Genomic DNA, 13,471 nt, shown 5'->3' on the forward strand with positions numbered 1-13,471 from the left:
TCAGTAAATGAGCGTATCGGTCGAGCCATCGTCGAACTCGGTCACCCGCTGCGTCGCGACACCGGCCTCGTCATAGGTGGTCGTCCGGGTCAGCCAATCCACGATGTCGCCGGTGTCCTCTTCAAGCAGCGTCCGGATCACCCCGTCCACAAAGTCGGAAGTGGCGGTGATGCCATCGTCAAAGACCGTCTGCTGGCTCGTGACTTCTCCGGCGTCATAGGTGGCGGTCTGGGTCGTCCAGACGAATTCGTCCGACAGGTCCGCCAGGTCCACGCTTTCGATCACGCCCGCATCATACTGCGCGTCCTGTTCGCGGCCATCGTCGTAGACGGTGGTGCGGGTCGTCAGCATGCCGGCGGCATCATAGGTTTCGACGATGCTCTGCCAGGGCATCCAATCGTCCGGATCGGCCATCTCCATCGTTTGGCGCACGCCGTCGGTATATAGCGTCGTCACGACGGAGCCGTCGTCGTTCTCCACAACCTCCTGCTCGATAACGCCAGTCTCGTCATAGAGAGCGGTGGTGTACTTCCAGTCGAAGACATCGGCGCCATCAATCCCGCGCTCGCTACGGACCACGCCGTCAATGATGTTCCGGACCAGGGTGTTGCCGTAGTCATAGCGCACCATTTCGGTCATGCCGCCGCCACCCCGGTCCGGGTAGGCCTGGCTGCGGATCACGGCCCCTGTGAAGGTCAGCACGGCCTCGCGGCCATCGTCGTAGGTGATGGTCCGGCTTTCGATCAGCCCGTCGGCATCGTAGCTCTCCGACATCGTGTCCCAGGTGCGCAGATCGTTGACGTCCTCGTAGGTTTTCGACTGGCGCACCCCGTCTTCGTAATGGGTGTCGTAGATCAGGCCGTCGTTATTGATCAGCCGGTTCTGCTGCAGATTGCCCTCGGCATCGTAGGTCCGGGTCTGTTCGGCCCAGCCATAGCGGCCCGCCACATCCACCCAGCTATCCGAGACGCGCTGACCATCTTCATACTGGCTGGTCCGGACACGATCATCGTCATAGACCACCTGCTCTGCGACGAGATTACCCTCCGCGTCATAGGTCCGGGTCCGCGAGGCCCAGGGTTGCGAGCCGTCGTCGTCGGTTTCGACAACTTCGTGGCTCGTGTCGTCCACGTCGGTGACGGTGACGCTGATCGCCTGGCTGTCGGTCGCCGTGCCGTCGGTGACCTCAACCGTGACATCGTAGATGTTGTCACCGTCCGCATCCGCCGGGGCCTCGAAATCCGGGGCCGCGAGGAAGGCCAGCGCGCCGGTCGTCGGGTCGATGGTGAAGAGCGCGGCATCCGCGCCGCCGGTGATGGCGTAGGTCAGGGCGTCGCCGTCGACATCCCCCGCCGTGACCGTGGTGACATCGGTGGTGTTCTCGGCAACGGTCAGCGCTGCTGTCGCCTCTCCGCCGTCGGAGGTGATGACCGGGGCGTCGTTCACCGGCTGGATGGTGAGGGTGAGCGCGCGCAGCACCTCCTCGATCCCGTCGGTGGCGGTGAGCTCGAGCTGGATCTCGCCGTTGAAATCCTGCGGCGGCGTGCCCGAGGCAACAAGCGTGTCGGGGTCGAAGGCCATCCAGCCGGGCAGCGCCGACGCGGCAACCCCGCGCAGGGTCACGGTCAGGGTATCGCCATCCGGATCGGAGACCAGCCCGGCCAGGGAGAGGGAGATCGCCTGGTCTTCCAAGGTGCTCAGCGGGCCGGGGTCGGAAATGATCGGCGCTTCGTTCACGTCCGTGACGGTGACGCTGATCGCTTGGCTATCCGTGATGGCGCCGTCGGAGACCTCGACCGTCACGTCGTAGATGTTGTCGCCGTCCGCATCCGCCGGAGCCTCGAAATCCGGCGCGGCGTTGAAGACAAGAGCGCCGGTCGTCGGGTCGATGGTGAAGAGCGCGGCATCCGCGCCACCCGCGATGGCGTAGCTGAGCGGATCGCCGTCGACGTCCTGCGCAGCAACGGTCGTGACGCCAGTGGTGTTCTCCGTCACCGAGAGCGCCGCCGTCGCCTCACCGCCGTCAGAGGTGATGACCGGAGCCTCGTTCACATTCTGGACGGTGGCTGTGATCTGCTGCGCCACCACCTCTTCGCCGTCGGTGACGGAGACGGTCACCTCATAGGCGTTGTCGCCGTCTGCATCCGTTGGCGCTTCGAAGTCGGGCGCGCTGAGGAAGGCGAGTGCCCCGCTGGTCGTGTCGATGGTGAAGAGCGCCGCATCCGCCCCGCCCGCGATGGCGTATTGCAGGGCATCGCCATCCACGTCCTCGGCGGTGATCGTCGCGACGAGGGTGGTGTTTTCCGCGACATCCAAGGCGTCCCCAGAGGTGAAGACAGGCGCGTCGTTCACCGGGGTGAGTGTCAGGACCAGATCGCGCAGCGCGGATTTGGCGCCGTCGGAGGCGGAAAGCTCCAGCAGGATCTCGCCGTTGAAGTCCTGCGGCGGGGTGCCGGTGAGGATTTGAGTCTCGGAATCGAAGGACATCCAGCCCGGCAGGGCCGCCGCACCATCGCCGGTCAGCGCGACCTGCAGAGGATCATCCTCCGGATCGGTGATCAGACCGGAAAGGTCGATCACGAGCGGCTGATCCTCTTCGCCGGTCAGCGGCCCGGGATCGGCGATGACCGGGGTTTCGTTGACGTTCAGCACGGCGACGCTGATCTGCTGTTCCGCCATGGCCAGGCCATCGGAGACCGCGACCGTCACGTCGTAGAGGTTATCGCCGCCCGCATCTGTCGGTGCCTCGAAGTCCGGGGGCGCGACGAACGTGAGTTCGCCAGTTGTCGGGTCAATGGCAAAGAGCGTGGCATCGGCACCGCCGGTGATCGCAAAGCCGAGCGGGTCGCCGTCGACATCCATGGCCGTGACGGTGCTCACGCCGGTCGAATTCTCGAAGATGGTGTGCAGCGCCGTGGCCGCCCCCGCGTCGGAGGTGATGACCGGGGCGTCGTTCACCGGGACGATGTTCAGGGTCAGCGCCCGCAGCGCGTCCTCGATCCCGTCGGTGGCGAAAAGCTCCATCAGGATTTCACCGTTGAAATCCTGCGGCGGCGTGCCGCTCAGCACCCGGGTCTCCGCATCGAAGTTGAGCCAGGCAGGCATGGCCAGACCGCCCGGCCCGCGCAGTTCCACAACCAGCGCGTCACTGTCGGCATCGGTGACCAGATCGCCAAGCGCGATGGAGAGGGGTTCGTCCTCCAGCCCCATAAGCACGCCGGGATCGGCGATGACCGGCGCATCATTGGCAGCCTCCAGCGCCACGGTGACATGGGCCTGGGCGGCGATGCCGGTGGTGTCCTTGATCTCGTAGTCGAAGCCCGCGATGCCGGTGAAATTCTCGTCCGGGGTAATCAGGAACTGACCGTCGCCCAGATCCTGGACCGTGACACCCACGGCGTCGAAAATGCGGGTCAGGGTGAAGGCCTGGCGATCCACATCGTAATCGTTGCCGGTCAGGTCGCTGGTGAAGATGACCAGCGGCTGATCCTCGACCAGGAAGAAGCGGTCGTCCACCGCGACCGGCGCATCGGAGACCGGCAGCACCTCGATCGTGACAGAGGCCGGGACCTCGAAGCCGATCTCGTTGGTGATGCGGTATTCCAGAATCAGCGTGCCGAAGAAATCCGGATCGGGCGTGATACGGTAGAGACCGTTGTCCAACTCCTCCACGCCAGGGCCCGTCAGCCCAAGGAAGGTGACGTCGGAGCCGAGGGGGATTTCATCATTGGCCAGAAGCTGATCGGGGTCGATGTCGAGGAAGGTATCCTCCAGCATCTCGAACCCGGCATCCGACACGGCGACCGGCACGTCAAACTCGGGGAAGATCAGCACGGTGGCATAGCCGGTGCTTGTCGCCCCGTGTTCGTCGGTCACGCGGTAATGGAACCCGCCATCGCCGAAATAGCCCTCGCGGCCCAGGAAGACGGCGGTGTCGCCATCGCGGGTCACGGTGCCGTTGTCGCCGTCAAAGACATCGACGATCTGGAAGGCATCGCCTTCGACATCGCGGTCGTTGAAGATCAGGTCGGCAAAGTCGATGACCAGCGGCGTGTCCTGATCGCCGTGGAAATGCCCATCCGGATTGGCGATCGGGGCGTCGTTCACTGCGGCGATGTCAAAGGTGATGGTGCCCCGGTCGGTCAGGCGGCCATCGGTGATCGAATAGCTGAAGCTGCGCTCGCCAAAGATGTTCTCGTCCGGGACGAACTGATAGCGGCCGTCGGGCAGTTCGATGATCCGGGCATCCGCGATGGAGCTCTGGATCGAGACGAAGCTCAGCGTGTCGCCGTCGATATCCGTGTCGTTGTCCAGCAGGTCGGCAATGGAGAATTCGAACGGTGTGTCCTCCACCGTGGCAAAGACATCCGTGACGGCCTCGGGGGCGGTGTTGGTGCTGCGGACCGTGATTTCGACGTCGCCGGTGCTTTCGCCATGGGTGTCGTCGGTGACGGTGTAGGTGAAGCTGGCCTTGCCGGAGAAATCCGCCGCCGGGGTGAAACGGATGTCGGTCCCGTCGAAGGTGACCGTGCCGTTGATTCCGTCCTGCACGCTGAGGAAGCGGATCGGGTCGCCGTCCACGTCAATGTCATTGGCCAGCAGATCGGCCGGGGTGAGGATGATGAAGCTGTCCTCGTCCACCTCGAAACGATCGGTCACGGCCAGCGGCGGGTCGAGGCGCGAGGCGACGTCGAGGATGACGGTGCCGGTGGAGGGGCCTTCGGCATCGTCGGTCAGCGTATAGCTCAGCGGGTCCTCGCCCCAGAAATCGGCGGTCGGGACATAGGTGACGGTGGCCTCGGCATTGCCGTCGAAGGCCGCGTCGACCGTGTCGCTATGCGTGGTGGTGCCGTCGCTGAGGGTGAAGAGGATCGACAGCGTCTGCATCACGTCGAGGGGGACATCGGCGGTCAATTCGCCCGTCGCGGGGTCGATCGCAATCCAGTCCGGCAGGTCAGCGCCATCGGCGAGCGTCGCGGCCCAGGTGCCGCCGGCGAGAGGTGCGAGGGCGGGGGCCGCCATGGTGACGCGGCCCAGGGTGACGGTGATGGCGCCATTGGCAGGATCGCCAAAGCCGGTGATCCGCAGGGGATCGCCATCGTCGTCACGGTCGTTGGCCAGCAGGTCGGCAACGGCAAAGGTGACCTGGCCGTTCTCTACGAGTTCCACCAGGTCCTCGCCCGCCACCGGCGCCTCGCGTTCGGCCAGAACGTTGAAGGCGATCAGCGCGGGCTCTTCGGAAGTGCCGCCCTTTTCGTCTGTCGCGCCATAGCTGAAGATCAGCGTGCCATTGAAATCCTCGGGTGTGGTGACGTCGATCCGGTCCGGCTGGCCGAAGATCCGCGCGCCATCGCCCGCATCCTCGTCCACCTCGATGATCTGATCCACCACGGCCTCGGTGATGATCGACAGGCTGGGCAGATCGCCCGACCCGGTCACGTCGATGCGCAGCGGCACGGCCCCCACGAAATGCGAGGGCGGCATGCCGGTGAAGCTCAGCGTGTCGGCGTCGAAACTCAGCCAGTCGTTCAGCGGCGCGCCGCTTTCGCGGGTGGCGGTCATGGCAGCCGCCGCTGACAGGTCGAGCCCGAGCAGGCCGGAAGCCTCCAGCGCCGGATCGCCCGCCAGCAGCGTGTTGATCGCGGCCAGCGTGTCGTCCAGCGCATCCGCCGGGTCGATCAGGAATTCGACGGTGAAGCCGCGTTCGGTCGCGTAATACTGGTCCTCGTCCAACTCCGGCAGGTTCTCCGGGGTGAAGACGATCTGCACGCGGGCGGGATCCTCGTCCTCGTCCGGGTCAAAGCCGGTACGTTCCAGCATCCGGGTCTCGGCGTCGAAATGCAGCCAGGAGGGCAACGGACGCCCGCCATTGACCTGCGCGGCAAAGCTGCCTTCGGAGATGTCGAAGGTTGCGACGTCATCGCCGTCTTCGTCGAGCGACCAGTCAAAGGCCTCGCGGATGCGGAAGCCGCCCATGACCTCTTCTTCGACCGACCGGCCCTCTGCAAGGGCGTCGGCGTTGCCTGGTCCGAACTCGAAGCGGAAGGGATGCACGGCTCCGCCGCCGATATCCTTGAGGAAGACCGCCACTTCGACCGGGTCGACCAGATCGTCCGGTACGATACCGGAGAAGGTGAGCGTGGCCTCGTCGAAGAAGAGCCAGTCCGGCAGGTCGGTGTTGTTGGCCGATTTCGCCTCGACCGTGTAGTCGGGCGAGAGGAAGCGATAGGGCAGCGCGCCCAGGAGCACCTCGCCGTCGAAGAAGATAACGTCACCGTCGAGGTCCAGGTCGTTGCCGAAGGCCTCCGCCGGGATGACATATTGCGGGCCGTCCTCGATGCCGAAGACAACGTCGTTGCGCAGTTCCGGACCATGGTTGAAGGGCAGCACCGTGATATGGGCCACTGCGGTGTCAAAGCCGCCGCGCCCGTCGCTGATCGTGTACTCAAAGCTCGCCTGGCCGTTGTAGTTCGGCTTCACGGCGAACTCGATCAAGCCGTCGTCGTTGACGATGACCTTGCCGTTCTCTGCAAAGCGATAGACGCCTTCGAAGGTGATCGGGTCGTCGTCCGGATCGCTGTCGTTGGCAAGCAGTGTTGCCGGGTCGATCAGGATCGTTTCGTCTTCGAGCGCGCGAAGGCCGTAGTCGTCTCGCGCGTTCGGGTCGAGGTTCTGCGGGCGCACCCAGATCAGGAATTCCAGCGTCGCCTCAGCCCCGCGCGCGTCGATCACGTCGAAGGAGAGCGAGGCGTTGCCCAGATTGAATGGCGTGAACTCGATGATGCCGGTCGAGGGGTCGAAGACTTCCACCCCGTTCTTGGAGGCATTGCCGTCCGCCGCGAGGTGCAGATCGACGAATTCGAAATCGTCGCCCTCGATGTCATAGACCTTGGCCATCAGCTGATCGACGGTGATCTCGGTCGTCTCTTCGAGTTTCAGGACGAACTTGCTGTCGCGGATACGGGGGGCGTCGTTGACCGGGGCGAAATAGATCTCGACGCTGGCGGTATCGGTGGCACCGCTGCTGTCCTCCAGCACGTACTGGAAGCCGGCGAAGCCGAAGTAGTCGGGGCGGGACAGCAGTTCGATGTACTGGCCGTCGATTTTCCAGGTAGCGTCGGTGGCGGAGCCGTCATATTCCGGCCGCTTGATATAAGGGCGCAACCCTTCGCCATCGACATTGACCAGCGGGATCAGTTCCTTGATCCGCAGGCCTTCCTGTTCCGCATCACCATCGACGTCATAGTCGTTGGCCAGCAGGTTCTCGATCCGGATACGGAGCGGCTCGTCCTCCACGCCGTAGACCATGGGGTCGTCGTTGGCGACCGGCGCGTCATTGACCGGCGCCAGGTTGACCTCCACCCGCGCGGTGGATTCCCGGCCAAGCAGATCGCGCACGGTGTAGCTGAAGTAAGCATCGCCGTTGTGATCCTGCGCGCCGAGGAATTCGATCATGCCATCGGCATTGATCCAGGCGGTGCCGTCCTGGGCGGCCTGGACGGAGACGAGGATCAGATCCTCCACCCCGGTTTCGGCATCGTTCTCGATCAGGGTAGCAGGGTCGATGACCGCGATCTCATCCTCGATCCCGAGGCGGAAAATATCGTCCGCCGCGTTGAACCGGCCCTCGCGCAGGCGGTCCTCGATATCGGTGCGGGTCCAGATCGTGCCATCGGCAAAGACGATCTCCTCGATCCCGGTTTCGGTGCCGCGAAAATGGTCGGTGACGGTGACCGTGTCGATCAGATAGCCGTCGTCGCGTTCGACCTCGACAAACAGGTCGTCGCCGAAGCGCAGGACGGAGATATCCTTGGTCTCGATCCCCTCGCCCAGGACTAACCGGTCGATGTCATCCGCATGGCCCTGTTCGGTGATCCTGTCTTCGGAACTGTCGAAGCCGAAGAGATAGATGTCATCGCCCGAGGCCCCCATCAGCAGGTCGTTGCCAAAGCCGCCGTCAAAGACTTCGTCCCCGGCGCTGCCGGTGAAGGTGTCGGCATGGATCGACCCGATCAGTTTCTCGATCGAGAAGAGCTGATCGCCCAGGGCCTCGCCCGCCAGACCCAAACCGGAGGCCAGGTTGACCTCCACCGCTTCGTCGGCGCGGGCGTAATCCGCGGTGTCAAAGCCGCCGCGACCGTCGATCAGATCGGCACCGCGGCTGCCACGGAACCGGTTGTCGTTCTCGTCACCGCGCAGCGTATCGTCGTGATAGCTGGCCTGGATGATCTCGATGCTGTCGAAAATGTCGCCCTCGGCATCGCCGCCTGCCGCCGTACCGGCCGCAAGGTCGATGGTGATCCCGGTCAGCGACAGGGTGTAGTCCGCCGTATCCGTGCCCGCCCCGCCAAAGAGCATGTCGGCATCGCGGCCGCCATTCAGCAGGTCGTCGCCGGAGCCGCCATAGAGGCTGTCCATCCCGCGGAAGCCCATGAGGGCATTGTCGCCCGCATCGCCTTCGAGCCGGTCGTCATGTTCCGACCCTTCGAGGTTCTCGATGGAGGTGAGGGTGTCGCCCTCGGCCCAGCCCCCGCTTGCCGTGCCATCGGCGAGGGAGATGTCGACACCCGCGTCGGAGGAGAAATAGCTGGCCGTATCATCGCCGGAGCCGCCGTCGATCTCGTCGCCGCCTTCGCCGCCATCCGCGCGGTCGTCGCCCGCGCCACCGCGCAGGGTGTCGACACCCTCGCGGCCTTCCAACTCGTCATTCCCGGCCTTGCCGTCCAGCAGGTTGTCCCCTGCATCGCCGCCGAGCGTGTCGTTGAAATCGGTGCCCTCAAAACCCTCGATACCGGTGTAGAGGTCGCCCTGGGCATAGCCGCCCTGCCCGATCAGCGTCGACAGATCGGCCCGCACCCCGGTGTTGGATCCGAAGAACTGAACGATATCAAAGCCGTCGCCGCCATGGATTTCGTCGGCATCATCCCCGGCGTCGATCACGTCATCGCCGGAGCCCGCATGGATCAGGTCGCGGCCCGCGCTGGTGGTGATCGTGTCATCCCCGGCCTTGGCGACGATCCAGTCGTCGCGGCGGTAGCCATATATGCGTTCCGACAGCTCGTTGCCTTCAAGATAGTCGATCAGCGGCGAGCCGGTCAGCTCCATCCCGTAGTAGTCCGACACGGTGGCATAGGCGAAGCCGGTGTCTTCCAGCCCTTCCTCGTCCGCGATGCGGTATTCGATGACCACCGGCCCGGTGAAGCCCTCGTCAAAGCGCGCGACCAGGAACTCTTCGCCGCGGAATTCGACCAGTTCAAAGCTGCCGACGCTGACCCAATTGCCCTGCGCCAGTTCCAGCGGGTCGAGGATCGCGTCGACGCCGACAAAGGTCGGGCGGGCGCGGTCGGGATCGTCCAGATCATCGTCGCGCGTGCCATCCAGATCGTGGTCGGCCTGTTCGATGTCGAAATCGTTGAAGATCAGATCGGCCGCGCGGATGATCAGCGGAATGTCGAAGGGGGTCACGAAACCTGGGTCCTCGATGATCGTGGGATCGTCGTTGGAGGGGATGATCTCGATATCGACAAAGACCTCGGCGGTGCCGTCGTTGTCGTCGGTCACCAGATAGACAAAACCGGAGGAGAAGTTGGCGTCGATGAAGGGCGTGAAGAGCAGGTTGCCCTCAGCGTTGACCTCGATCGTGCCGTTCAGCGGCCCGGCCGCCTGGCCGCCAAACTTGAAGGCATCGCCGATACCGTTCAGCGGGCGCCAGCCGACAACGCGCAGCGTGTCGCCATCGACGTCGGTGTCATTGGCCAGAAGGGTGTCGAGGTTGATCACCGTCGGGATGTCTTCGGCGATGTAGATCAGGTCGCGGACCCCCACGGGGGCCGCGTTTTCCGTCGCCTCGAAAAAGAGCGTGACGAGCGCCCCGTCGACCGCGCCCTCGGGGTCGGTGATGGAATAGCCGAAGGTCGCCTCGCCGACGAACCCGGCGTCGGGGGTGAAGATGATCGTCTCGCCCTCGACAACAAGATCGCCATTGACCGCACCGGTGGCGGTTTCGAAGGACACGGCCAGCCCTTCGATATCGAAGTCGTTCTTCAGCAGTTCGGCAATCGGGATGGAGATCGGCGTGTTCTGCGGCCCGGTGAGGAAGTAGAGGTCTTCGTCCGAATAGTGATCGTTGCGCGCATTGGGGCGGTCGTTGACCGGCTGATAGACGATCGTGGCCGTCGCCGAGGCGGTGCCGCCCTGACCGTCGTCGATCGTGTAGACGAAGCTCGCCTCGCCATTGAAGTTCGATCCCGGCTCGAAAAGGACCGTCTGGTTGTCCAGCAGGGTCGCCCGGCCACCGTCGGCGTTGCGCACGCCGATCAGGGTCAGCTCGTCATTCTCGAGGTCCGTGTCGTTCGCGATCAGCTGCGTGATGTTGATGATGATCGGGTTGTCTTCGAGGATCGGACCGCCTGCCTGGGTCTCCTCGAACCGGTCATCGCGGGCCACGGGGGCGTCGTTGACCGGGTTGACCGTGACGGTGACCGTCGCGGTGGAGGTTTCGCCCGAGGGGTCGGCCACCGTGTAGTCAAAGCTCGCCTGGCCGAAGAAATCGTCCACCGGGTCGATGACGACATTGCCCGCGGCGTTGATCGACACCTGCAGGTTGGCGGAGGGCGTGACGGAGACGAGGGACAGCAGGTCACCGTCGATATCCACGTCATTGTTGATCAGGGCCGCGGCGCTGACGATCAGCTGTGTCCCCTCGTCGGTCGACAGGCCGCTGTCGTTGCGCGCCTCGGGCGCGTCGTTCACCGGGGTGACGTCGATATGGACTATGCCCTCGGCGCGGCCGCCCTCGGGGGTGTTGGCGGCATAGGTGAACTGCGCGGGTCCGTTGTAATCCGCATCCGGGGTGAAGCCGATATTGCCGTCGCTGGTCAGGGCAACCGTGCCACCGATGGCGTCCAGCACCTGGCCGACGATCATCCGGTCGCCGTCGGTGTCATTGGACAGCAACCGCTCGGCGCTGATCGCCAGGAAGTCGTCCTCGGCCACGGTGAAGCCGAAGTCATCATGCGCCTCGGCCTCGGGCCGGACGTTGATCTTGATGGCGGCGGTGTCAAAGGCGTTGCGGTCGTCGGTGATCCGGTAGCGGATCGTCGTCGCCCCGGTAAAGCCCGCGACCGAGGTGAAGCGGACATTGCCGTCGCCGTCGATCATGGCGGTGCCGTCCGGGCTGGCGTCCACATCCACGATGCGCAGCGGGTCGCCATCTGCATCCACGTCGTTGCCCAGGATGTCCGACAGCCGGACCACCAGCTCCAGCCCGGTGATGACGGCGAAGAAGCCATCATCATTCGCCACCGGCGCGGAATTTGCGAGCAGCGCGAGGATGGAGGACCGGGTCCAGATCGTGCCGTCGTCGAAATGCAATTCCTCCACACCGCGACCGTCCTGGGCCATGGCGTCGATCAGGGTCAGGCTGTCGCTCTTGTTCCCGGCAAAGCGCAACTCGATCGTTTCGCTGCCCCGGAAGAGGCGTGTCACGGTGGCCGCAGCCGGGTCGAACCCGACAAGGTTGACGATATCCAGATCGCCCGGTGAGGCGCTGGCATCCTCGATCCAGTCGTGGCCGTCCCCCAGTTCGTAGAGATACTGATCGCTGCCGCCGTTGCCGGAGGCAAAGTCATCGCCGAGCGAGAGATCGACGGTATCCGCCCCGTCGAAGCCGAAGATGGAATCGTCCCCGTCGGTCTGGATGTCCTCCAACGCGCGGGCGCGCATTTCGGCGCGGGTCCAGACGGTGTTGTCGGCAAACCGGATGATCAGGCTGCCCGGCGACCCGTTGGCGGCGCCAAGCGCATCGACCAGGACCAGGCGGTCAGCGGGCTCCTTGAACAGGATGACCAGATCGTCGCTGGTCGGTCCCGCCCGCAGGGCAAAGGAGACGTCCTCGGGGGTGTAATCCGTCAGCTCCACCACGCTGTTGCCACGGCCCAGGGCCTCGATCCGGTCGTCGCCGTCACCGCTGGCATAGATGTAGGTGTCGTTGCCGTTCTGGCCGACCAGCAGGTCGTTGCCCGGTCCGCCTGCGATCTCGTCGTTGCCATCGGTGCCGATGACCGTGTCGTCGCCGTCGGAGGATTGTTCCGTCACCAGACGCGCCAGAACATCGGGGATCGTCAGGGTGGTGCCCTCGTCGTCGAGGATTATCTCTTCGATGCCGCGCCCGTTTGTGCGCAGCCCGTTGGAGATGATGATCTGGTCGTCCGATCCCGCGAACTGGATCGCCAGATCGGTACTGTCGCTGCCCAGGCGGGTGAAGCGCAGGTCAGCCTCGCCATAGCCAGTGATGATCAGACGGTCTGCAGAGGAGCTGGAGCCGTCGCGGATGATGTCGCGGCCATCGCCGGCGGCAAAGCGATAGGTGTCGTTACCAAGCGCGCCGAACATGCGGTCGTCGCCCAGCCCGCCAGAGAGGTCGTTGGCGGTATTGTCGCCATAGATGAAATCATCCAGCGGCGTCGCCACGCGCGAGATCATGTCGGGCACGGTCCATTCGGTACCGTCCTCGAACCGGACGGTTTCGATCCGTTCGTCGCCCAGGGCGTTGTCGATGCGGATGCGGTCGCCGTCGGTGCCGACATGCAGGATGATCGCATTGCCATCGCTGCTTTGCGACACGCGCACGTCTGCCGTGGTGATGCCTGTGCCCAGTTGCAGCAGGTCGGTGCCGCCCGCGTCGATGATCCGGTCCTGATCGTCGCCGAGGCCGAAGTGGTAGGTGTCGTCGCCCTCTCCACCGTCCAGCAGGTCAACGCCCGCGTTGCCGGAGAGCTCGTCATCGCCCGACAGGCCCATCAGGCGATCATCGCCGCCCGCACCGGCCAGGGTCTCCGCCCCGCCGGTGCCAAAGATGACATCGTCGCCCGGCCCGCCGGCCAGTGCCATGTCCACAAGGTCCTGTGCGGTCCAGATCGCGCCGCCCTCGAAACGGACCTCGCCGATGGCCATCGCCGGATCGGGCTGCCAGCCCAGGTCGATGCGGTCGCCGGTGCCGATGATCTCCAGCACCACGGTCGGCAGGCCGCGCACGATCCGCACATCCGCCTCGGTGATCCCGGCGCCCAGTTCGATGACATTGCTGCCCTCGGTATCCTCGATCCGGTCCTGACCGTCGCCAAGGCCAAAGCGGTAGGTGTCGTTGCCGCCACGGCCCTTCAGCAGATCATCGCCCGCCCCGCCGGTGACCGTGTCGTCGCCCGCGCTGCCCGTGACGGTGTCATTGCCGCCAAGCGCGTCAATTTCGTTGCCCGCCAGAATGGTGAGGTCGTCATCCCCCTCCGTCGCCAGCATGGCCCGGGACAGCAGATCGGCCCGCGCCCAGGTGGTGCCGTCGTCAAAGGCCACGGCCTCGATATCCGTGCCGGCCGGATCGGCCACCGCGCCGATCAGGCGGATCCGGGTGGTGCCGCCCAGCACGCGCAGTTCCAGGTCGTCGCCAAGCTGCACAACCGCCACATCACCCGCC

1 protein-coding gene (only partly in view) is annotated in these 13,471 nt (G+C 64.9%); it reads right to left on the reverse strand.

The window, feature by feature from the left end; genetic code table 11:
- A protein-coding gene (locus tag ACFC2Y_RS04000; RefSeq protein ID WP_375175343.1) for a tandem-95 repeat protein crosses the window boundary here: on the reverse strand, nt 1-13,471 show its 3' portion. Its footprint extends 19,064 nt past the window's final position; 13,471 of the gene's 32,535 nt are visible here — the last part of the coding sequence; its start codon lies off the right edge, out of view — the gene reads right to left on this strand; the stop codon is at nt 1-3.

Origin of the sequence: Pseudooceanicola sp., assembly GCF_041987405.1 — a bacterium.
Lineage (GTDB): Bacteria > Pseudomonadota > Alphaproteobacteria > Rhodobacterales > Rhodobacteraceae > Pseudooceanicola.